We start from the raw sequence: 24,156 nt of genomic DNA, 5'->3' as shown, positions 1-24,156 counted from the left end.
GTGTTTCCTTTCTATGCTAAAATTCATAATCGGTCTGTATATTATATTGTAAATCTTTAATTAAAAGTAATCAAGTTGTTATATATTTTACTCTGCCAATATATACCTAGAGACTTTGATATATCTTGATTATATAATAATATAGAAAATATATTTTGGAGGAATTAGAGATGGATATTAATGAATTTGTTGAGATTTTAAAAGAGTGGGGGGGAAAGAACGATATGATAAGTGGAACTAATTGCGTAGATGGTTGTAATGACTGTCAATTAAATCAAAAAATTTTAATAGGTAATGAAATTAATACATTATGTACTATTTTATGTAAAATAAGTAAAGAGCTAAATAGTATATAAATATTTATACATATACGGTAAGTTTTATAATATTTAGTTTTAAATAATAAAAGGCTAATAGTTAACTATTAGCCTTTTATTATTATACTGTAATTATATAAACGATAATACCAACTAATATAGCCGGAATTGTTGTTATTATGCTCGCCCAAAGTGCTGATTTTTTATCTAATGCTATAATAGGAAATAACGCATCTCCATCCTGAGATATAGAGTTTGCAATTACAGCACCTAATGGTAGGTTCCCTTTTAAATAAAAAGACATAAGCAGTATTTGAACTCCACATCCTGGTATTAATCCAAGTAATGCACCTATAAATACACTTCCTATTCCTGTATATAAAACAAGATTAGCAATGTATTCTTCTCCGCCTACTAACATTACTACAAAATCATATCCAAGATATGCTATAAATATCCATGTGATTATAAATGATATCTCAGCTACGCCATTTATTAATATATTTTTAAGTGATGATCTATCATCTTTATCTATATTATAGTTATTAGATACAACTTTAAAACACATAGTATAAATTATAGATGATAATATACCTAATACTGCTAAAACCTCTTCAAGCTCATGGATAGAATGTATAATTTCATTTTCAATTCCTGAATGGGCTATAGTCATAAATGCAAACCCTACTAAAAGAATTAATAGATATATCTTATATCCCACTTTATGAGTCATTAGATATGCAAATTTATATATTTTACTATTTTGATTCTTAACATTTTCTCGATTATTAGATAAACCATGATTACAAGCACACGAAGTCCCTCTAGTTAATGTTGATACTTGTTTTTTTCTAAGATTTAATTTGATTTCAAGATTAAATATATCAACTATATATCCTGTTAAAATTCCTGTAATTAACCCAACTATAGTTACTATTAAATAAACTTTAAAATTCGCTGAAATTAATATAAATGCCGCATCTCCCATACTTGCTATCAAACTTGCTACTATAGCTCCAAAACTAAGTTTTCCTTGTATGTATAATGGAATTATAGCTAAACTACCACCACAACCTGGTATAGCCCCTATTAGTGCTCCGATTAATGGCTGTAACTTTTTATTTTTAGTTATGATATATGTAAAGTTTTCATTAGTTTTATAATTTATATATCCAAATAATACTATAAAAAAACCAATCATAGATCCGACGTGTAAAAATGCTTCTTCAGCTGATGACATAAATATCTCCATGACTTAACCTCCTTTTTGTTACTCAATAATTATATTTGATAATCATTATCATTGTCAATACATTTTTAAAAATAAATTTATTCCTAACTGATTTATAGCATAAATAACTTAATTATATACCTTATTTTAGATTATGAACTATAAACTTGTATATATTCTTATTTAGTAATTTTTATGTAAATACAGCATATAAAAAGTATGCACCTATAGGCGCATACTTTTTATATAGACTCTATAAAACTTACAACATCTTCGATTATCCAATTTGGAGTAGACGCTCCTGCTGTAATACCTATATTTTTGAATTCTTTTAACATTCCTTTACTTAAGTCCTCTTTAGTTTCTATTGCAAAGGTCGGAACAACTTCTTTACATATATTAACTAACTTTTGAGTATTAGAACTATGCTTACCTCCTATAACTATCATACAATCTACCTCTTTAGATAGTTCCTTTGCTGCTTCTTGTCTAACCTTAGTTGCTGAACATATTGTATTATTAAATAATACGCCTTCAATCTCTTTTGAAAGTATATCTATTATTTGTTTATATAAATCTAAATTTATAGTTGTTTGTGCCACTACACAGTATTGTTTAGATTTATCAAAAGTCATTTTATTTAACTCTTCTAGGTTTTTTATGACTATTGCAGAATTTTCGCACCATCCATTTATTCCAATAACTTCTGGATGTTTTCTATCACCTATAACAATAATATTATATCCCTTCTTATAGTATTTTTTTACTATTTTATGTATTTTAGTAACAAAAGGACAAGTAGTATCAATTATATTTATTCCTCTATCTTTTGATTCGTTGTAAACCGATTCAGATACTCCATGAGATCTAATTATCATATTATTATTAAGTGGAACATCGTTTATATCATTAATAGTTTTAAGTCCTTTTTCTTCATATCTTTCAACTGCTTGTTTATTATGAATAAGAGGTCCTAGCGCGTATATTCCATCTTCACTTTTTTCAAGTTCATCCCAGGCCATTTTCATTGCTCTTTTGACTCCAAAGCAAAACCCTGACTCTTTAGCTATTTTAACATTCATATTTATATCTCCCTAGTTATAACTTCTTATATATTAAACTTAGAATTTGGTTTTATTAATTATTTTGAATGTATATAGTAATTTTCTTTTATTACTTCTAACACATTTTGTGCTAATCTTTCATTGTCTTCTGTAGTAAGTTTTTGTTTATAGTAATCATCAAAAGATATAGGCTTATCTATATATATAGTTACTCTATTAAATATCTTATAATTAGATATTATAGATATCGGAACAACACTTGCCTTACCTTTTATAGCAAATACAGATAGACCTGCTTTAGCTTCTCCAAATCCTGGTCCTTTGATTCGTGTTCCCTCTGGGAATATACCTAATACATACCCATCTTTAATAGACCTTAAAATATTTTTTATTGTAGATACATCTGGCTTTTCTCTATTTATTGGTATGACATTTAATTTTTTTAATATAAATCCAAGCGGTTTAATCTCAAAAAGTTCCTTTTTAGCAATTGCTGCTACTTCTCTATTTCTTATTGATGCAGCTAAAAATATGGGGTCAAGATTAGATTTATGATTAGCTGCTATAATTATATTACCTTCATTTGGAATATTTTCTTCTCCAATTACTTCGTATTTAAAAAATACTTTAGAAAAACATCTAAAAATATTTATTGCAAATTTATAAAAACTCAAAATTTATCTCCCTCTTCTATTAAACATTTATTTTAGAAAGAACAGAATCTACTACATCATTTATACTCTTTCCAGTTGTATCTATTTCTATTGCATCTTCTGCTTTAACTAGTGGTGCAAATTCTCTATTTGAATCTATCTCATCTCTTCTTATTATATCTTCTATTATTTCGTCTAAAGTTATATCATATCCTTTTTTTATTAACTCTATATGACGTCTTTTTCCTCTTTCTTCTGGTGTTGCTACTAGGAAAAATTTATAATCTGCATTAGGGAATACATATGAACCTATATCTCTTCCATCTAATATTACAGAATTTCTCTTTCCTATTTCTCTTTGAACGTCAACCATTAAGTATCTAACTTCTTTAATTTTAGCTACATTAGATACATTATTACTAACTTCAATAGTTCTTATTTCATCAGTTAGTATTTGTCCATCTAAATATATATTATTATCTTTAAAATCTATTTCTGTATATTTAGCTATCTTTGTTACTTCATCTTCATTATTTATATCTATATTTTCTTCAAGACATTTATATGTTATTGCTCTGTACATAGCTCCTGTGTCTATGTAATTTATATTTAACTTTTCTGCTATTATCTTTGCTATTGTACTTTTGCCTGCTCCTGCTGGCCCATCTACTGCTATTACTAAATTGCTCATTTTGATCTCTCCTATTTCTTTTAAGAAGTGATATAAACTAATCAGTTATATCACTTCTTAAATCTTTTGCTTTATTTAAATATATATGTTTTATATCTCTTTTAGATTTATTACTATTTATATGCATTAATACCCTAATACACATAGGCAAACTTCCTACTATATATTTTTCTTCAAAGTTAAGAAGAGGTATATCTGTAATATTTAATAATTCTCTTACTGCTACTGCAGGATATACCTTATCTAAGTCTCTTGTCATTGTAAAGCACATACTTATTATATCCTCTACATCTAATTCATTTTTTTCTATAATTCTTTCCACTAAAATTGCGCTTTGTTTTAAAATTTGTTCTTTATTATTAGCTTCTACTGTTGTAGCTCCTCTTATTGCTAATACTTTCATATAATCACCTACACACTTATTCCAGCAAGATACCCCGTAGAAAATGCTATTTGTAAATTATATCCACCCGTTTGTGCATCTACATCTATTACTTCCCCTGTAAAGAATAGATTTCTTATTAATTTAGACTCCATTGTTGAAGAATTTATTTCTTTAACACTTACACCTCCACTTGTAACCTGAGCAACTTTTATGCCTTTTGTTCCATTACATGTAAGTGTCATACTTTTTATATATTCTATTATCTTTTGTTCATCAGCTTTATTTAATTCATTAGCTTTTTTATCTGATAAATTAAGTAGACCTAATATCTCTTTTAAAAAGTTTTGTGGCAATATTGATTTTAAGTTATTTAATATATTTTTATTAGGATTTTCCCTTATGATATTAGATATTTCATCAATACCCATATTAGGTAAAAAATCTATATTTATTTGAAGTTCATCATTTTCTAATGCCTTATTTATATAAGATGATGTTATAAGAACACAAGGTCCACTAAGCCCAAAGTGCGTAAATATCATATCGCCTATGATTGATATTTTTTTCTTTTTAATCTTGCATGAAATTTCAACTTTTTGCATAGATACCCCTTGTAAATTTTTAATCCATCCTTCTTTTATAGTAAGTGGAGATAGTGCTGGATATATTTTATTAATAGTATGGTTATATTTTTTTAAGATATCATACATCATACCATCAGAACCTGTGTGAGAATGACTTTTACCTCCAGTTGAAATAATTACCTTATCACAATACAATTTATCTCCATTTTCTAAAACTACACCATATATAGTATCTTCTTTTACTATAAGATCTGTAACTTTCTTATTATAAAGTATTTTTACTTTATTTTTAATTAAATCATTTTTGAATGTTTCTATTACTTCGACTGATTTATCTGATTTTGTATATACTTTATGATCATTAAAATCTTCTACCTTATACTCTAAATTATTACATTTAAAATAGTCTAATAAATCTCTATTAGTAAAAGTATAGAAACTACTGTATAAAAACTTTTTATTAGTTACTATTTTATCGAAAAAATCTTCTATATCCCTATTATTTGTGATATTACATCTTCCTCCGCCAGTAACTAAAAGCTTTTTTCCTAGCTCCTCATTTCTCTCTATTAATGTAACATTGTGATTTTGTTTTGAAGCTGTAAGTGCTGCCATCATACCTGATGAGCCACCTCCAACTACTATTACATTTGACATAAGCTTACTCCTACTCTAGTGCTGAATTATTTATTTTTTCATTATTTTTTATATGGCTAGTATCATTCATTTTTATTATAACAGGACCATAATCTCTAAATTCAACTATATTTAGTGCCGTATTATCTTGTTTTATTCTATATATGTTTTCCATAGAAGATCCTAAAAATGATAAAAGCATTGTTCTTACTGTAACGGAATGACTTACAAGTAATATATGTTTATTATCATACTTTTCATTTATTTCTTTTATAAAATTATCAGTTCTCTCTTTTATTATATGTAAAGTTTCTCCACCTTCTATATCTACTAAATGAGGTTGATTTCTCCATATATCATAAGTAATTGAATGATTTTTTTTGATTTCTTCTATTAAAAGGCCTTCCCAAACACCAAATCCCATTTCTCTAAGTGCTGGTGTCTGGTTAACCTTAATTCCTAATTTATCTCCAACTATTTGAGCCGTTTGTACAGCTCTTCCTAAATCACTGCTATATATATAATCTATTGGATAGTTTATCATAGCTTCTGATAATTCTTTTGCTTGTTCTTCACCTTTTTCTGTTAAATCTGAATTTCCATGACCTTGAGTTTTACCTAATATATTCCAATTAGTTTGTCCATGTCTTACTATATAAAATGTATTTGCCATAATGTCCTCCTAAATACTATGTATTTATTTTTTACGCTTATCAAAATTTTATTATATCATAATTTCTTAATATAAAATAGTTATACAGGGTAGTTTCCCTATATTTAATTATACTAAAAAACTACTAGACTATTATGTTCTAGTAGTTTTTAGTTAATTCTTATTATTTTGCATCTGGAGTATATATAGTTTTTTCATTTCCATCATATATTATCAATAAGTTTGCTTTAATATAAGCTTTTTAGTAACATATTACTATATGTTTTAACTTTGTACCTCACTATCAATTAACTGTAAGTTATATTGTTTGATTAAATTTATCAACATATCTGCATACGTTAATTCACCTTTTTCGTTAGCTACAGTACTATATCCTGCATTTTCTAAAGCTTGTGCTTGATATATATATGTGTTAGCATTAAATACACCATTAGCTTTATATCTTTTATTTTCTGATAAAAATTTTGCGTGATCTGCTATAGATTGCTTTTTATCATTATATTTTCGAAACTTATCATTTATAGTAGTATCTACATGCTCTTTAGTTTCTAAAGTTACATACTCTCCATTCCAGTATTTATCTGCCTTTATACCAAATAAATTATTAAAGTCTTTTGATAATTTTGATTTCCCCCAACTTGATTCAAGTATTGCTTGAGCTACTGTTATTGATGGTAGTATTTTATAAACTTTATAATTGTCTATAGCATCTTGTTTTATATCATTTATAAATTTAATATTATCAGAATTTGGATTTAAGCTAGATGGTTTTACACCATAGCTTACTAAATCATTTATATAATCATTTACTCTAGATTTTTCTTTATTGTCAAATTCTAAACCATCTAAAACATTTTCTAATTTTTTTAACTTATAACTACCGTTTTTTTCTTCTATAAACAACTGTGATACTTTTTCTATATCAGAGTTACTTACATTTTTAAAATTATTATCATTTATTACACCTATTATAGACGCAACATATTTCCAGTTTACTTGTATTTTATTCTCACTAACTTTGTCAACACAATCTATGTATTTAAATACATCTATATTGTTTTTATCTATTTCCTTTAAAGAAAAATATTTTAAGCTCCCAGCTATTACCATAATTAATAATATTATTATAGGTATAATTTTTTTTATTTTCATAATATATTCCTCCTGCATATGTTTATTATACCTATAATTTACTACATTTTTGTTACAAGTTTATTACAATTTATTCATTTTTCGACATTTTAAATAGCGTATAGTAGACATTTAATTAGTATTAATAAAAGCTATGTGATTAATCACATAGCTTTTATTAATACTAATTTGCTAAATTACTTATTCCTTTTATTTTTTCAACTAAAACATCATATTTAGATTGTAGTTGCTTATAGTTTTGCTCTGAATTCGAGATAGTTTCCTTTAATTTTGCTCCATGACCTTCTAATTCTGAAACTTTATTTTCTAATGTTGTAATTGTTTCTTTTAACTTAGATATATTTCCTTCTGATTCTTTGTTTAATTTTTCATTTTCTTTGCTTTGATTAGTTAATTCAGAAATTTTTGAATTTAAATTTGTATTCTTTCTTAACACTGTATTATATCTATCATAATTAAATAGTGCAAATCCACTTGCTACAACAGTAGTTATTACTAATACTATTATAATAGCTATTATTTTTTTATTCATATTTACCTCCCAATATATAACATTATATACTAAATAATACCATATTTTTTATTTTTATGTCATTTTATATTTACAAAATAAAAAAGCCTAGATATAATACCTAGACTTTTACTAATCTCTATATTTTTAAATAATTCCTTAAAATCTGTGCTTCCACAAATTGTCCTTTATTATTTAATTTGTCGGCTTTAAAAAAGCTTACCATCCATTCATCACATGTATTATACACAATGCCAATATTACTTATATCATCATCTGCTTTATTTTTTATTTTTTTAAAAGCATATATAGTATTTTTTGATGTTTCTTCTAAATTAAAATCATATATGTTGTCTATCGTATATACTTTTGGAGATTCTGAACTTTTTGAAGATATCGATTCTAATACTTTATGTACACCTTCTACCAATTTCTGATCAGCCTTTTTATGTTTAATTTTATGTTTTTTGTCGTCTATATAGTTTTCTAATTTTTGAGATGTTACAACTTCACCCTTATCTGTAAATACAGGATTAAAAAATAATACCTTAATATCTCCTCTTTTTGTAGGCTTTCCTATTATCATACCATCATCACATACAAATAGCCCATATGTAGGCAACTTAATATCATCTTTATACTTTTTAATTTCATCAGATAGTAAATCTCTTGCTTGGATAAGATCATTTTTTAATAATTGTATAGAATCTTTGTTTAAATTACAAATTTCTTTTTTACATAAATATGAAGCGCCTTCTTTTCTGCACTGCTTTATTTTTTTATTATTTCTAAACACTAAATCACCCCTTCCAATATTTAGCATAACAATCTAATTATTATTGGTTTAATATTATGATTTTTATTAGATAATAATTCATGTACTTAATAAAATTTCTTATTTTTAATTTTATAAAATATAAAAGCCTGAGTTGAACTCAGGCTTTTATTAGAAATAAAGTATTTTAAATACTTTGGTTAATTCTAGCATATTTATTATCATTAATTTTATTTTCTTGTTGATTGTCTTTACCTTTACCAAATAATAATATTACTTGAATCATTGTAAATACAAGAGATGTTTTTCTCTTATATGCCATATATCGTCCATCCCAAGAATCACAATATTTTTCTTTAAATTTCTTTAACCCTTGGAAAGAATAAAATCTTTGACCATGTGCATATACTTGAGCTGCTATTTTTTCACTTAAGAATGAGTATTTTGATACACCTACATTAGATAATGGAGCTAATCCCATATTAAATTTAGAATATCCATTTTCTCTTCCCCATTGGAATAAATTTACAAATATAAAGTCCATTACTCCGTTGCATGTACTTTCTGAAAAACGCATTAAATCTATAGATAAAGTTGTACGATTATCATACATAGGCATTAAATTAGCAAATCCTTGTATATTATTATCTTTATCTTTTATTATAGCTATTGGTTCACGGTTTAAATATTCTTCATCAAAGAATCCTACAGAGAATCCTTTTTCTTTTCTATCCCCTAACCATTCATCTGATATGGATTTTATATCTTTTATAAATTCTTCACTAAATGGTGGATATATTATATCAAAAGTATATCCTTCTTTCTCAACTCTTGACAGTGCATTTCTTACACTTTTCATTTTTCTGCCTTCTAATGTGAACTTATTTAAATCTACTCCCGCATCTTCCCCTAGCTTCATAAATTCATACCCTGTTTCATGTAAGTAAGGTATCATAGTTTCGTCTATAGAACAGAATACTGGTGTATAACCGTATCTATCACATAACTCATAAAATGTTTGTATTGTTTCAAAAAAGCTTTCTTTATTTCCTATTGGGTTTCCTAATACTACAACTTTATTTGCATATATTTGATATTGTATTAAAACATCTGTACTATCATTTACATATATATATTTATCATTTAAATATATATAATGTGTAAGTTGAGCTCCATTATAAGTATCAAGTATATAATCTAATTTATCCTCACACTCACCTAGCGTTAATTTAGGAAAGTTCTTAGATTTATTTGTATAATATAAAATACCCATAAATATTAGTGAGATTACAAATCCAGTAATACTTATCATTATCATTTTATAAACACGTGGGCTTGCATGTTGTATATCTATATTTAATAGAGGTATTTTTTTTATTTTACCAGATATATTTGCATACGCTATAAATAAATAAAATGCTTGGAAAAATAATAAGGCTAGTGTGTCTTTTATAACTTTACCCCATCTTAATATAAATCCTTCTCTATAAAATTGTCTTTTGCTACATTTAAGAATAACACCTACAGTTATTAAGTATAGAGTTTCTTCATAATCAAATCCTTTTATTAGTGCAAATATACTTCCAAGTAAAACTAATACCATTGTTATATTATATACCTTCTTAGATTTATAAGTTATTAAACTAGATATGGTAATTAATAAAAAACCAATTATAATCGCTATGTCTCCTGACATATGCATTATTTTAAAGTTGAATATTTTATTTATAATGTGTATTCTTTCAATAGTACTTGGCATAGCTTCTGATACTAATAACACTACCCCTGATGATAAAACTAAAAGTCTTAATCCAAAATGAGCTACTGTAGATAAAGATTCTGATACGATACTTCTTATTCTTCCGTCTACTTTATTCCATAATTCTGATAAGTATAACACAGCTCCGATGCTTACAGGAATTATGTAATAACTTATTCTATATAAAAACACTGCTAACAATACTTTTTCTGATGAAACTCCTAAACCTTCTAATCCAACTAATAAAGTTAAATCAAATGTTCCTACTCCTCCTGGTGACATACTTAAAATAGCTACTACTATTGCAGCTACAAATATAGGGAAAAATTTCATAAAAGGTATTGGTTCACCTAATATAAGTATTATCGAATAGATTAATATTATTGTAGTTACCCATTCTGATAATGATATTCCTATTATTTTAAAACTATCAATAACATCTATTTTATCATCATCATTTCCTTTTATATAGCTTCTTATTAGATATATAGACAAAACAGGTAAGTAACACCCAATTAACATAGTTAAAACTTTTACTAGACTTAACTCTTTAAATTCTAGTAAATTAGATATAACATAAAGAAAACATATCATTGAGAATCCTGATAAATTAAGTGCTACTACCTTAGAAATTTCTTTTACTAATAGTTTATTATCTTTTACATGATCTTTATAAAAATAGCTTTTTAAAGCAAGTGCAGATGTTCCACCAAATCCAACTATACTTGATACAGAACTTGCTATAAAAGAAAATTTATATAATCTTTTATTATCCAAGTTTATTCCTACTCTTTTTTTAAGTACAAAGTCATAAAAACTAAGTGGTAAAAATGATATCATTCCTAATGCTATAATTATTAATATATTGACAATAGATAATTTATCAGCATACATTACAAAAGTGTCCATATTAAAATCTGTTACTATATTTTTAAATTCCTTAAATACTATAAATAAAATAGCTACAACAAAGGCTATTTTTAAATACAGTAAAGTCTTTTTACTATTAATTTTTTTCATATCAACCGCTCCTAAATCATAATCTTGTAATTTTACATTAAAATTGTATCATATAAAGTTTCTTAAATTCCTTTCATAAACCTTAACATTTTAATATTAACATAAAATTTTTTATAATTTCCCTTTCTTACTTTATTGTTATATTTATATATTCTTATGTATTGATATTAGCATCTAAATAACATAACTGTAAGGAAATAGAATATTTTATAATATTTATATAATTTAATATTAACATTAAAAACTTAAAGATTTCTTAATATAAATCTAAAGATTTTCTAAAGATTTTTATTAAGAAATAAAAATCTTTATATAAATGTAGACATTTTTTATTGAGCAATTAGTTTTAAATTAAGTAAAAACTAATTTATATATCAAAATTTTACGCATTTTTAATATTTTAAAATCATAAATTTTATAAATACATATAGTTAGTTGGTGATAAATTGAGATTACTAAGAACTTATAGGAAACCTATAAAATTAGAGTTATTTACAAGCTTGCTTTTAATACTATCTACAATACTAGCACTTGTAATGTACAATAGTCCATTAAAATTATTGTATAAAGATATTTTTGAAAATACTTATTTGTTTAAAGGATTTTCACTACATATGTTTATAAATGATTTTTTAATGGCTATTTTCTTTTTGGTTGCAGGACTTGAAATAAAACATGAAATACTACATGGCAGCTTATCTTCTTTCAAAGAAGCATCTTTCCCTATTATAGCATCTATTGGTGGTGTTGTTGTTCCGGCTTTAATATTTATTTTTTTTAATAAAGATACTCCCTTTTTAGGAGGATTTTGCATTCCAATCTCTACAGATATTGCTTTTGCTGTAGGTGTATTTTTAATTTTTTCTAAAAAGTTAAATCCGTCACTTAAAGTATTTTTACTTTCTCTAGCTGTAGTTGATGACTTAATATCAATACTTGCAATAGGAATTGTTTATTCTATTGATATTAATACTCATTATTTATCTTTAGCTATTTTAGTATTTATGACATTGGTAATTGCTAATAAATTATTTAATATTCAAAGTATTACATATTACTTATTATCTGGTCTTTGCCTATGGTATTTTATATATCTAAGTGGAGTTCATTGCACTATAAGTGGAGTATTATTAGCTATAACTATACCTACATCACATTCTAATGGAATTAGTTCGCTTGAAAAACTTCAGAGATTATTAGTGCCTATAAATAGTCTACTAATTATACCACTGTTTGCATTTGCAAATACAGGTATATCCTTAGCTTATAATATAGATTTGTCTACTTCAACTGCTTCTACTTTATACAAAGGTATAATATTAGGACTTTGTGTTGGTAAGCCCCTAGGTATTATGATCTTTAGTTATCTAGGAGACTTGACTGGAATTACTGAAAAACCATCTAATATAAGTTGGTTTGCTGTATTTTTAGTTTCATTAATTGCAGGTATAGGATTTACTATGTCTATATTTGTCTCTGAAATAGCTTTTATAAATGATTTTACACTTATAAATATAGCTAAGTCTTCTATATTAATGTCTTCTGTAATATCGATTTTGTCTACATACATAGTAATTACTATTTATGATATTTTAAGAAAGTTAAATAACAACCCTAAGACTCGACTTATAAATAAATATTACATATCTTGATTTTTATAATAGATACGCACATATATACAAAATAAAAAGAAGATATTTAATTATCTTCTTTTTTATTTTGTATTAACAGTGCTTATGACACCCACAGTCACAATTACAATCCCAGATATCATTTGAATTAACTCCAAAGTTTGCCATATCGCACCCAAAATCATCCTCATAACATTCTTGATAACATTCAGCCGCTTTAGCTAAACATTCTTGAGCTCCTTGCATTAAGCACATACCTTCATTAGATAATTCTTTATATTCATCCCAAAGTCTATTAGCTCTTGCGCATTCTTCTATAGCTTGCTGTCTTAGACATTCCGCTCTTTCTTCAGCTTGTTTTGCTTGTTGTGCTATTCTATTTGCTTTGTTGCTTATACAATCAGCTTTTTCACATTTTTCTCTAGCTAACTCTTTAAATTTATTGCAATTAGAGCAATCTTCATTATTTATATTATTGTTATTGTTGCATCCACAATTATTTTTAAATATTTTATTACATTCACATTTTTTATTACATTTATTTTTATTTGAATATCTCATATCTCTTCACCCTTTTAGTATATATTAAGAGTATTTTTATCTCTTAATGTATATACTATGTAAAAATATAAAATATGCGCCAATTTTTTCGTATTTATCCTAAAAAACTTCACATTTCTTACATTTGATATAAAAAACATCTATATTATATAGATGTTTTTTATATATTTATTTACTTTTTGCTATATACTCTAGGGCATTTAAGAATATATTCGCTTCTTCTATAGTATTATAAAGACCTAAACTGGCTCTTATCATTCCTAAATTTTCCAAATCACTAGATACATCAATATAAGCATTCATGTCGCTTACATTTAATAATCTATATACATAAGGATGAGCACAGAATTTTCCACATCTTAGTGCTATACCCATATCTTTTGCCATTTTCTGAGCTACTTTTTCATAGTCCATATCTTTAACATTAAAAGATATTACCCCTAATCTATCTTGAGTATTTACATTATCTCCATAGACTATAAGATTATTGATTTTATTCATTTCTTTTATAATATAATTTTTTATATCAGATTCATGTTTAGATATATTATTAAATCCAATTTCTTTTAAATCTTTTAGTGCCTGAACCATTCCCATAACACCTAAAAAGTTTTGAGTACCTGCTTCATGAAGTTGTGGAGGTAAGCCCCAAAGTACATTATCATCAAATACTCCTTTTACACATCCTCCACCTTTTAAAAATGGATCTACAGTAGATAAATCTTCTACAAGTCCAACTAGTGCTCCACTTCCAAAAGGTGCATATGCTTTATGAGCTGAGAATGTTAAAAAATCAATTTGTTCGTCATCAGTTTCACCCTTCATATTTATTTCTTGATGGGCTACAAGTTGAGCTGCATCTACTATTATTTTAGCATCATGTTTATGACATATTTTAGCTATATGATTTATAGGATTAACATATCCAGTTACATTTGATGCTGCTGTTATTGCTACATATTTTATTTTACCATTATTTTCTATAAATTTTTTCTCTATATCATCTATATTAATTCTACCAAATGCATCTACCTCTATATATACTACACTTGATGAATATCTCCATGGTAAGTCATTTGCATGATGCTCCATTCTCGTGGTCATAACTTTTATATCTTTATCTTTCGTCAATATATCAGAAAGTATATTTAAACTTTCTGTATCTGACTTTGTAAATACTACAGTATGGGTATTATTTCCTTTAAGATTAAAAAACTTTAATACTTCTTCTCTTGCATTTTCAAATTTTTGTGTGCATATATCTCCTTTTTGACCAAGTCCTCTTGCTATTGGTCCATAATACTTTATATCTTCTAAAATAGTATTTATTACGCTTTTTAAAGGAGGCGTTGTTGCTCCATTATCAAAGTTTATAGGAACTATATATGATCCATTTTGAAGTTTTACAGGAGTTTCTATTCCTTCAAATAATTCTCTATAATTCATCGTATTATCACCCCTTATACAACAATATATGCATATCTTCACCAAAAGTTCTTATTATTACACCCCTTGATTAAGATTATTAACTATAATATACTTAAATAAGTTATTATATAGTATTATTAAGGAGAAATTTATGAGATTAAATAACTATATTAGCTCGACTGGAATATGTTCTAGAAGAGAAGCAGATAAATTAATTCAAAGTAAAAAAGTTTTAATAAATGGAAAAATGGCACAAATAGGGCAAGTAGTAAATCCAGGAGATGTTGTAAAAGTTAATGGAAAAATATTACATCAAAAGAAAAACGATGTTTATATCGCCCTTAATAAACCAGTAGGTATAACCTGCACAACAGAAAGGCATATAAAAGGAAATATTATTGATTATATAAACTATCCTGAGAGGATTTTCCCTGTTGGAAGACTTGATAAACCATCAGAAGGATTAATTATACTAACAAATGACGGTGATATAGTAAATAAAATATTACGTTCTGAAAATAACCATGAAAAAGAATATGTTGTAACAGTTAATAAAAATATTACACCAGAGTTTATAAATAACATGTCAAATGGAGTTCGAATATTTAATCCAGTTAATAAAAAATATGTAATTACTAAAAAATGTTCTGTTACTAAATTAAATAATTGTACATTTAAAATAGTATTAACTCAAGGGTATAACAGGCAAATACGTAGAATGTGTGAAGCTTTCAATTATGAAGTTCAAAAACTAAAACGTGTTAGGATAATGGATTTAACATTAAATGGTATAGCACCAGGTAAATGGAGAAGACTAACGCCTCAAGAAGTTAAAGGATTAATAGATTAGAACCTTCATTTAGGAGGTTTTATTTTTTTTAAATTAGCATATATCTAATAATAGGAAGTGATTTAATGAAAAATACCTATTTGGCAAAGATAATAAACTCATTTTTACCAGTACTTTCTATAACCTTACTTCTTTTTTACATATGCTGTGATTTAAGTTCTAAAATTGGTGGATTAGGCTTTATACTCTTTTCTATTTGCGATACCTGTGAAATATATATATCATTAAAAAATAAAAATAATTTAAATACCTTAAATTTGCTTCTAAACTTAATAATGTTAATATTAGGTATTCAAATGGTATTATATCCATCTGTATTTAATTAGAAATACTAAAAGACCTGATTTAAAAATCAGGTCTTTTAGTATTTCTAATTAAATATATTATATATTAGTATCTTTTACTTCTTCAGGCGGTAACTTTTCCATCGTTATTCCTGTAGCCGCATAGAATAATGATACTAATGGATTTATTAAATTTAAAAATGCAAATGGTAAGTATGCAAATGGATGAATTCCTAATGTAACCCACATATAAGCACCACATGTATTCCATGGAATAAGTGGTGATAAAAGTGTACCACTATCTTCTAATGCTCTTGATAAATTTTTAGGATGTAATCCCCTTTTTCTATACTCATCTTTGTACATCCTACCTGGTAAAACTATAGATAAATATTGTTCTCCTGTAACTAAGTTAGTAAACAAACAAGAAAATATTGTAACAAATACAAGACCAAAAGTCCCTTTTGCGAATGTTAAAAGTGCATTAGCTATAGCTTCTAACATTCCTGTTTTTTCAAGGATTCCTCCAAGAGTTAAAGCACATAGTATAAGAGAAACTGTCCACATCATACTATCTAGTCCTCCACGAGTTAAAAGCGCATCAACTTCTGAAATTCCAGTTGTTGATTCAAATCCATAATGAGCCGCATTTATTATTGATTTTAAATCTGCACCTTGGAATACTGCAGCAAACAGTCCTCCTAATAAAGTACCTATTACAAGACCTGGTATAGCAGGCATTTTAAACACAACCATAAGTATAACTATAACTGGAGGTATTAATAATATTGGAGATAAAGTATTAAATGCTCCTTCTAAAGCATTTCTAATAACTTCTATTTGAGTCAAATCTAACTCTTTACCTGAATATTTCATTCCTATTACTCCATATAAAACAAGTGCTATTAATAAAGCAGGCCCTGTAGTATAAATCATATGTTTTATATGTTCAAATAATGTTGCACCTGCCATAGCTGGTGCTAAATTGGTAGTGTCTGAAAGTGGAGACATTTTATCTCCAAAATATGCTCCAGATATTATCGCCCCTGCTACAAGAGGAGCAGGCATTCCAAGACCTTGACCTATTCCAATTAAGGCTATGCCCACTGTACCTGCTGTAGTCCATGATGAACCAGTAGCTAAAGATACTATTGCACATATTAATGTAGTAGCAACTAAGAATATTCCTGGAGATAATATCTTTAATCCCCAATAAATCATTGCAGGAACTGTACCACTTAATATCCAAGTTCCTATTAGCGCTCCAACTATCATAAGGATTAATATAGCTTGCATCGCCATTTTTATAGTATCTAAAACTCCTTCTTCCATTTCTCTCCATGTAAATCCTAATCTAGTAATGCCTATAATTGCTGCTACAACAGCTCCTAATATTAATGGAATATGAGGGTCTGCACCTAATTTAACTAGTGAATAAGCTAATACTGCAATTAAAAATATTATTGGTATTAATGCTTCACATAAAGTTGCTTTCCTTTTGGTTTTTGGTTTTGTATCCAAATTACTTCCCCCTAATTTTAATTAACAGAATATTTAATATCTTCTGTTAATTAATTATATTTATATTTTTCTATTTTTATTACATACTTCTATTGAACATTTCAATTATTGCAAAACATACTACACCTTCGCCAAATTTTCCTGGTTCAAACCCTACTTCATACCTTAATGCTTTTGAAAGTTCATAAATTATTCTAGAATCTCCATATATTAGACTCTAACTTCATTAGGTATAACTATTTCTATTTCAAGCTATAAAATCCAACGCTAACATTTCAACTTAGAAGAATACTTGATGTTACCACTTCAAATTGAGTCTTTCATATACCAAAAAATGTAAAATACCAGAAACTATAAAATTTAAAATTTCTGGTATACTTTACTTCAAAAATATTATTTACTCCTATATCAAAGTCAAAATACGATCTATTATGCCCTTATCAAACACTTCTATTTCTGGATTATTCCTAAAATCTTTGTTTATATTTAGGTACTACACAAGTACCACTTGCTTTGCATACAACTACTGGTTCTAATAAATAATCTGCTGCTGATTCATTTATATCTGTTCTTGTTATAACCACTTTTCTAGCTTCAAATTTCATTTTTCTTGAAGTTGTTCCAAAACCAATTATTTCTCCTATTGCTTCTATATAATCCCCTGCATAAACTGGAGCAATAAACTCTACCTCATCATAAGATTTAAATAATCCTTCATCTCCATCATTTCTTATTAATAATTCAGTGGCTACATCTCCAAATAATTGAAGTATTTTAGCTCCATCTACTAAATTACCACCGTAATGTGCATCATTTAATCCCATTCTCATTCTTAAAGTACATTTCATATACATATCTCCCCTAGCTTTGAAATTACTTATTTTTTAGTCTATTTATTAATTCTTTTACTGCTTTATTTATATTTTAATCTTTCTTATCCGTCTATTCCATGTGCAATAGGTAACGTTTCATTTTGTGCAAAGACTATATACATTTGCTTTAATAATTCTTATTTATACTCATAAAATCCCTTGTTAGTTTTTCTTCCTAAAAGTTTAGCTCTTACCATTTTTTTAAGTAATGGGTGAGGTCTATACTTTGAATCTCCAAATTCATTGTATAAAACTTCCATTATATTTAAACATACATCTAAACCTATAAGGTCTCCCAAAGCTAAAGGTCCTATAGGATGGTTTGCACCTAATTTCATAGCCTGATCTATATCAGAAGCTGTTGCTACTTTGTCTGCAAATATACCTATTGCTTCATTAATCATAGGCACTAATATTCTATTCACTATAAATCCTGGTGCTTCATTTACTGTTACAGGAGTTTTTGTATTTGATTAGATAGGTCAAAGATAGTATTATGAGTTTCTTTTGAAGTGAACATACCGTCAATTATTTCTACTAATTTCATAACTGGAGCTGGATTGGAAAAATGCATTCCGATTACTTTATCGGGTCTTTTTGTACTAATTGATATGTCTGTTATTGATAATGAAGATGTGTTTGTTGCTAGTATTGTTTCTTTTTTACATATATTATCTAGTTCTCTAAAGATATCTTTTTTTTCATCTATATTTTCAACTATTGCCTCTATTACCAAATCACAATCTCTTGCCTTATTTATATCTGTTGTTATTGTAATATTTGATAATATTTTTAATTTTTCTTCTTCTGTTAGTTTTTCTTTCGCAACACTTTTTTCTAAATTTAGTGTTATAGCATTTACTGCCTTTTCTATGCTTTCAATATGCAAACTTCTAATAATTACTTCATTATTATTAGATGCTAAGACTTGAGCAATACCACTACCCATAGTTCCGCTTCCTATGACCATTACTTTCATAAAATACCCCCTATTAAATTTGACTTTTAAGCTTGCAATTCTACTCATAGCAAGTTCACAACCTCCACCTAACACAAAACCATTCATATCTGCTATTATTGGCTTATCTAAATTTTCTATATTTCTAAATATATCACTTCCTTTCTTAGAGAACTTTCTAGCTTCTTCAACGCTCATGTTTTCATTGCTGATATATCATCACCTTCTACAAATACCCTACCTTGTCCAATTATTATGCCCACATAAAGTTCTTCCTTTTATTTAAGTATATCTATTGCTTTATCTAACTCACTTAACAATTCTTCATTTAATGAATTTAAGTATTTTTATCTGTCTATTTTGATAATACAAATGTTATCTTTTTTCACATATTAAATTATTAAACATTTATAGACCACCTTTATCTTCTATTTAATAAAGCATATGAAGATAAATATATATATATGATAAATATATATATATGATAAATAAATAATTTTTTGTATAAAATTTTAAAATTTATTATATTATTTATCGAAGTAATGTATACATTAAATAAACTAAAGATCCATCTATTCAATAATGAAATGTAAAAGTCAGCATACAAACTCTGTGTCAAAATTTGTATCTCGATTTTTATCCAACTGGTAAAAAAATCTACACTAGCATGTCTTTATCGAATTTTGATTTATATCCATCTATACTTTCGCCAAATCTCTTTAGCATATGATATTTTCCATTTATGTATTTTCCTAATATCCAATATCCTTCTATGTAGTCTAGTTGACAATGAATCTCTCCTCTAGACTTAAAGTTCCAATGGTCAGATATTCTTAAGCTTCCTTCTGGTTTATGAGTCCAAGATATATCAAATGTATTGTAGTAAGTGTCACTATAGGGGCTTTTAACTATATTTTCAAATTTATTTATTTCTTCTATTACTTGTTTAGGCATTATTTTAGATTTTTGAGCTATTAATATACTTTTCATCTAAATCTCCTTATATTACTCTAATTTAATATTAAGTTTTCCAATTAATATTTAATTATTTCTAAATATGGATAATAAATAAAAAATACCACTAATATTTAAATATTGGTGGTATTTTTTATTTATTATATAAGTTCTTCTTTTTTATAATTTTCTATAGCTCTTATTACATAACTTAATGTACAGAAATCTCTATCTAGATTTGCCTCAATAAAGTTTAATCCTCTTATTAATGTATTTTCATCGAAGTTTTGTAATAAAATCATTGCACTTATTGGACTTATACTTCCATCCTTTGTATCTAATACTCTTGAATTCTTTATAAACTTATTATTCATAGCTGATTTAATTGCATTTTCAAGATTTTCATTTATGTTTAATTCTGGTATTTCATCAAATACTATAACATCTGAGTTAGATATGTTTAAATTTATAGCTTTACTTATATCTGTACATAAGAATATAGTATTTTTAAATTCAGCACCCTTAAAATCTACTCCATCTAAATTAGCACAATCAAATACTACATCTTCAAATTTTGCCTTTTTAAACTTACTCTTTTTAAAATTTGTTGCAACAAACTCTGCTGATTTAAAACTACATCCATAGAAATTGCATGATTTAAAATGAGCTCCTCTAAAGCTTGTATAATTAAAATTTGATCCCGAGAAATCACTATTATAACAATTACTTCTTTTTAAATCTTTATACATAAAATTTTTATTTAATTTTTGTATATTGTTATAGTTGAACTTACCATTTATTTTTTCATTTGCAGACATTTTTTCCTCCGTTAATTAAAAAACTCTTATATCAATGGATATAAGAGTTATATTTATGCTTATATTGGTTGCGGAGGCAGGACTCGAACCTACGACCTTTGGGTTATGAGCCCAACGAGCTGCCAACTGCTCCACTCCGCGATATTACACTTTCTTCTTATTACTTAAGTATATAATATCACACTTATTATAATATAGCTACACTTATTTACTTTTTACAAATTTAAATACAATTAGATATCCTAAATATCATAGATTTTATTACATATATTATCATAGCTGGGTATTCTCTAACTGTATAGTAAAGACACCCTGATAATGAGCTTGGTGATGATAGTCCTTCATTTTCTAAACCTAATATATATGCTATAATTCTTGACCTAAGCAAATGATAGTCATTAGTAACAATAAGTATTTTTTCTTTAGTTTTTCCTTTTAATATTTGCTTGCTATATACTATATTTTCAAAAGTTGTAGTTGATTTATCTTCTTTAATAATTTTTTTTGAATCTGCGCCTTTATCTATTAAATATCTATACATTGCCTCAGCTTCAGATATAACTTCATCCTTACCTTGACCACCCGATACTATGATTTTAATTTCTTTATTTTTATTATAATACTCAAGAGCTTTATCTAGTCTTACCTTCAAGGTTTTTGATACTTCTTTTCCATTTATAGCGGCACCTAAAACTACTAAGTATTCTATATTTTTATATGATTTTACATTTTTATTTTGATTAATATTTATAAGAATTGCACTCTCTATTATTAGAAATGTTGATACAAATATTATTATAATGGTTTTATAAATTTTATATAATATATTTATCAATTTAATATTTTTATTATACGCTACCTCTTTAAATATTTTTACTCCATAAATACTCCACATACCAAATATAAGAATTATTGATGATAAGCTTAATCCCCATTCAATTACCAAAAATATATTAAAAGCAATTATACTAAATATAATATAACAGTCTTTTTTCATATTTTGCCTCTTTCATTTTTACCTTTATTTTATAATATATAAATATTTTTTTCAAATTTTAATATATAAAAAGTACTAGTATAATACTAGTACTTTTTATATATTAAAATTAATTTAATTATAAGGTTTCAATTTATATACCTTGTTGTAAGCAAGTTTTTAAATCATCATCAGGTGTGCTTATAACTTTTAAGTTAAATGTATCTATTAAGTATTGAAGTACATTTGGACTTAAGAAAGCAGGTAATGACGGTCCAAGAAAAATGTTTTTTATCCCTAAAGATAATAATGCTAATAAGTCTGCTACAGCTTTTTGCTCATACCAAGATAAAATTATAGATAATGGTAATCCATTTACGTCAGTATCAAAAGCATCAGCAAGTGCTGTAGCAATTCTTACTGCTGAGTAAGCATCATTACATTGTCCTACATCTAACAATCTTGGAAGACCTGCAACTTCTCCAAAATTCAATTTATTGAATCTATATTTTCCACATGCTAGAGTTAATATTATGCAATCCTTAGGTACTTTTTGAGCAAATTCAGTATAATAATTTCTACCTGGTCTTGCTCCATCACATCCACCTATTAAGAAGAAGTGTCTTATTTTTCCATCTTTTACTGCATTAACTATAGTTTCTGAATTACTTAAAGTAGCATGATGTCCAAACCCAACCAGTATTTCATGCGGTTCTTCATCTTTTTCAAATCCACCTAATTCCAATGTTTTATTTATTATTTCACTAAAGTCCTTTTTTCCTTCTGAGTCTTTGCCTATAAATTTAACTCCATCCCATCCAACTACATTTGTACTAAATATTCTATCTTTATAAGAATCCCTTGGTCTCATAAGACAGTTAGTAGTCATAAGTATACACCCTGGTATGTTATCAAATTCTTTTTGTTGGTCTTGCCATGCACCACCAAAATTACCTACAAGATGAGAATATTTTTTCAACTCTGGATATCCATGGCAAGGTATCATTTCTCCATGAGTATATATATTTATGCCCTTACCTTCAGTTTGTTTAAGTATCATTTCAAGGTCTTTCAAATCATGACCTGAAACTATTATAAATGGACCTTTTTTAATATGTACATTTACTTTATGAGGTGATGGATTTTTATATACTGTAGTATTTGCTTCATCTAATTTCTGCATAACAGCTACACTCATATCTCCAGCTCTCATAGTCCATCTTATTAAATCTTCTAATGTTAATGTATCATCTGTGGTAGCTTCAAGAGCTCTAAAATAAAAATTATCTACTTGATCACTAAAGTATCCTAATTCTCTTGCTTGATGCCCATATGCACTTATTCCTTTTAAGCAATATACTATAGTCTGTCTTAAAGAACGTATATCTGCATCTAAATCTTGATCATACATTATACTAGATTTTTTAGAGTCTTTAAGCATTTCTGCTTTAGTTTCACTTAAATTATATGTGGCATGATCCGTAGTATTTTTAATGCTTCCTACTTTACTTCTTAATGATTCTTTTATCTTTTGAGATTCTCTTAGTAACTCTACATGTACGTCTGCATCAAAGTTAACATTTGTTAGTGTTGTAAATAAAGAATTTTCTACAAATCTAACTATATCTTTGTCTATATTTTCCCCTTTTTCTATAATTTCTTTTGCATAACAACTTATTCCTTTTACTTGATATATAAGTAAATCTTGCAGATTAGCTATTTCTGGTGTTTTCCCACAAACACCAATCTTAGTACATCCCTTACCACCTACAGTTTGTTCGCATTGGTAACAAAACATTGGATATTCCATATCCATACCTCCTAAAGATATAAATTATTCTACTAATTACTT

The 24,156-nt window shown here is 26.6% G+C and carries 23 protein-coding genes, 1 tRNA gene and 2 pseudogenes; 4 read left to right on the top strand and 22 right to left on the bottom strand.

Annotation, left to right across the window (positions count from 1 at the left end):
- The first annotated feature begins 170 nt into the window (after nucleotides 1–170).
- Nucleotides 171–356 (top strand): hypothetical protein, encoded by a 186-nt coding sequence (locus tag JNUCC81_RS09015; RefSeq protein WP_208334135.1) that lies wholly within the window; start codon nucleotides 171–173, stop codon nucleotides 354–356.
- Nucleotides 357–438: 82 nt separating this feature from the next.
- On the opposite strand, the gene JNUCC81_RS09010 is transcribed toward JNUCC81_RS09015, so the two are convergent.
- The 11 genes from JNUCC81_RS09010 to mprF form a co-directional block, all read right to left on the bottom strand.
- A complete protein-coding gene (locus JNUCC81_RS09010; protein ID WP_454096274.1) occupies nucleotides 439–1,569 on the bottom strand; it encodes a putative manganese transporter in 1,131 nt (376 codons plus the stop codon).
- A 221-nt stretch (nucleotides 1,570–1,790) separates the two neighbouring features.
- Complete coding sequence (locus JNUCC81_RS09005) at nucleotides 1,791–2,630, bottom strand: 4-hydroxy-3-methylbut-2-enyl diphosphate reductase (protein WP_454096273.1); 840 nt, start codon at nucleotides 2,628–2,630, stop codon at nucleotides 1,791–1,793.
- A 59-nt stretch (nucleotides 2,631–2,689) separates the two neighbouring features.
- Complete coding sequence (locus JNUCC81_RS09000; protein WP_454096272.1) at nucleotides 2,690–3,286, bottom strand: lysophospholipid acyltransferase family protein; 597 nt, start codon at nucleotides 3,284–3,286, stop codon at nucleotides 2,690–2,692.
- Nucleotides 3,287–3,305: 19 nt separating this feature from the next.
- Nucleotides 3,306–3,956 carry a (d)CMP kinase gene (gene cmk, locus JNUCC81_RS08995; protein ID WP_454096271.1) on the bottom strand — a complete coding sequence of 217 codons (651 nt, stop codon included), beginning with the start codon at nucleotides 3,954–3,956 and terminating at the stop codon, nucleotides 3,306–3,308.
- Nucleotides 3,957–3,993: 37 nt separating this feature from the next.
- On the bottom strand, nucleotides 3,994–4,359 hold the full coding sequence (aroH, locus tag JNUCC81_RS08990) for a chorismate mutase (RefSeq protein WP_454096270.1): 366 nt from the start codon (nucleotides 4,357–4,359) through the stop codon (nucleotides 3,994–3,996).
- Nucleotides 4,360–4,367: 8 nt separating this feature from the next.
- Nucleotides 4,368–5,582 carry an NAD(P)/FAD-dependent oxidoreductase gene (locus JNUCC81_RS08985; protein WP_454096269.1) on the bottom strand — a complete coding sequence of 405 codons (1,215 nt, stop codon included), beginning with the start codon at nucleotides 5,580–5,582 and terminating at the stop codon, nucleotides 4,368–4,370.
- A 10-nt stretch (nucleotides 5,583–5,592) separates the two neighbouring features.
- Nucleotides 5,593–6,234 carry a histidine phosphatase family protein gene (locus JNUCC81_RS08980; protein ID WP_454096268.1) on the bottom strand — a complete coding sequence of 214 codons (642 nt, stop codon included), beginning with the start codon at nucleotides 6,232–6,234 and terminating at the stop codon, nucleotides 5,593–5,595.
- Between the two features lie 264 nt (nucleotides 6,235–6,498).
- Complete coding sequence (locus tag JNUCC81_RS08975; protein WP_454096267.1) at nucleotides 6,499–7,386, bottom strand: glycoside hydrolase family 73 protein; 888 nt, start codon at nucleotides 7,384–7,386, stop codon at nucleotides 6,499–6,501.
- A 163-nt stretch (nucleotides 7,387–7,549) separates the two neighbouring features.
- Nucleotides 7,550–7,918 carry a hypothetical protein gene (locus JNUCC81_RS08970; RefSeq protein WP_454096266.1) on the bottom strand — a complete coding sequence of 123 codons (369 nt, stop codon included), beginning with the start codon at nucleotides 7,916–7,918 and terminating at the stop codon, nucleotides 7,550–7,552.
- A 118-nt stretch (nucleotides 7,919–8,036) separates the two neighbouring features.
- Nucleotides 8,037–8,693, bottom strand: coding sequence for a hypothetical protein (locus JNUCC81_RS08965; protein WP_454096265.1), 657 nt, complete (start codon nucleotides 8,691–8,693; stop codon nucleotides 8,037–8,039).
- Nucleotides 8,694–8,859: 166 nt separating this feature from the next.
- Nucleotides 8,860–11,451: a bifunctional lysylphosphatidylglycerol flippase/synthetase MprF gene (gene mprF, locus JNUCC81_RS08960; protein WP_454096264.1), complete on the bottom strand. Its 2,592-nt coding sequence runs from the start codon at nucleotides 11,449–11,451 to the stop codon at nucleotides 8,860–8,862.
- A gap of 446 nt (nucleotides 11,452–11,897) precedes the next feature.
- Here mprF and nhaA point away from each other — a divergent pair, with 446 nt between their 5' ends.
- Nucleotides 11,898–13,103, top strand: a complete 1,206-nt coding sequence (nhaA, locus tag JNUCC81_RS08955; protein ID WP_454096263.1) for a Na+/H+ antiporter NhaA — start codon at nucleotides 11,898–11,900, stop codon at nucleotides 13,101–13,103.
- A gap of 72 nt (nucleotides 13,104–13,175) precedes the next feature.
- Here the strand turns inward: nhaA and JNUCC81_RS08950 are convergent, their stop codons facing one another.
- Both JNUCC81_RS08950 and JNUCC81_RS08945 read right to left on the bottom strand, forming a co-directional pair.
- Nucleotides 13,176–13,643: a hypothetical protein gene (locus JNUCC81_RS08950; protein ID WP_208333878.1), complete on the bottom strand. Its 468-nt coding sequence runs from the start codon at nucleotides 13,641–13,643 to the stop codon at nucleotides 13,176–13,178.
- A 168-nt stretch (nucleotides 13,644–13,811) separates the two neighbouring features.
- Nucleotides 13,812–15,089, bottom strand: coding sequence for an aminotransferase class V-fold PLP-dependent enzyme (locus JNUCC81_RS08945; protein ID WP_454096262.1), 1,278 nt, complete (start codon nucleotides 15,087–15,089; stop codon nucleotides 13,812–13,814).
- Nucleotides 15,090–15,222: 133 nt separating this feature from the next.
- On the opposite strand from JNUCC81_RS08945, the gene JNUCC81_RS08940 reads away from it, so the two are divergent.
- Entirely contained in the window at nucleotides 15,223–15,921 is a 699-nt protein-coding gene (locus JNUCC81_RS08940; RefSeq protein ID WP_454096261.1) for a pseudouridine synthase, read from the top strand.
- A gap of 65 nt (nucleotides 15,922–15,986) precedes the next feature.
- Nucleotides 15,987–16,247: a hypothetical protein gene (locus JNUCC81_RS08935; protein ID WP_454096260.1), complete on the top strand. Its 261-nt coding sequence runs from the start codon at nucleotides 15,987–15,989 to the stop codon at nucleotides 16,245–16,247.
- 57 nt (nucleotides 16,248–16,304) lie between these two features.
- On the opposite strand, the gene nhaC is transcribed toward JNUCC81_RS08935, so the two are convergent.
- The 9 genes and pseudogenes from nhaC to hcp form a co-directional block, all read right to left on the bottom strand.
- Nucleotides 16,305–17,726 (bottom strand): Na+/H+ antiporter NhaC, encoded by a 1,422-nt coding sequence (nhaC, locus tag JNUCC81_RS08930; RefSeq protein WP_454096259.1) that lies wholly within the window; start codon nucleotides 17,724–17,726, stop codon nucleotides 16,305–16,307.
- A 467-nt stretch (nucleotides 17,727–18,193) separates the two neighbouring features.
- On the bottom strand, nucleotides 18,194–18,574 hold the full coding sequence (gene kal, locus JNUCC81_RS08925) for a 3-aminobutyryl-CoA ammonia lyase (RefSeq protein ID WP_454096258.1): 381 nt from the start codon (nucleotides 18,572–18,574) through the stop codon (nucleotides 18,194–18,196).
- A gap of 161 nt (nucleotides 18,575–18,735) precedes the next feature.
- Nucleotides 18,736–19,577 (bottom strand): annotated as a pseudogene (locus JNUCC81_RS08920) (3-hydroxybutyryl-CoA dehydrogenase).
- Nucleotides 19,578–19,679: 102 nt separating this feature from the next.
- Nucleotides 19,680–19,754, bottom strand: a pseudogene (locus JNUCC81_RS08915) (hypothetical protein); the annotation flags it as partial.
- Nucleotides 19,755–20,213: 459 nt separating this feature from the next.
- Complete coding sequence (locus tag JNUCC81_RS08910; RefSeq protein WP_454096257.1) at nucleotides 20,214–20,546, bottom strand: hypothetical protein; 333 nt, start codon at nucleotides 20,544–20,546, stop codon at nucleotides 20,214–20,216.
- A 125-nt stretch (nucleotides 20,547–20,671) separates the two neighbouring features.
- Complete coding sequence (locus JNUCC81_RS08905; protein WP_454096256.1) at nucleotides 20,672–21,328, bottom strand: pentapeptide repeat-containing protein; 657 nt, start codon at nucleotides 21,326–21,328, stop codon at nucleotides 20,672–20,674.
- Between the two features lie 65 nt (nucleotides 21,329–21,393).
- A tRNA-Met gene (locus JNUCC81_RS08900) sits at nucleotides 21,394–21,469 on the bottom strand.
- Between the two features lie 82 nt (nucleotides 21,470–21,551).
- Nucleotides 21,552–22,325: a YdcF family protein gene (locus tag JNUCC81_RS08895; RefSeq protein ID WP_454096255.1), complete on the bottom strand. Its 774-nt coding sequence runs from the start codon at nucleotides 22,323–22,325 to the stop codon at nucleotides 21,552–21,554.
- 133 nt (nucleotides 22,326–22,458) lie between these two features.
- A complete protein-coding gene (gene hcp, locus JNUCC81_RS08890) occupies nucleotides 22,459–24,114 on the bottom strand; it encodes a hydroxylamine reductase (RefSeq protein WP_454096254.1) in 1,656 nt (551 codons plus the stop codon).
- Between the last annotated feature and the right edge of the window lie 42 nt (nucleotides 24,115–24,156).

This window comes from Faecalimicrobium sp. JNUCC 81 (assembly GCF_053667625.1).
The sequence above is the reverse complement of the archived record's forward strand: the minus strand, read 5'-3'. Positions and strand labels throughout refer to the sequence as shown.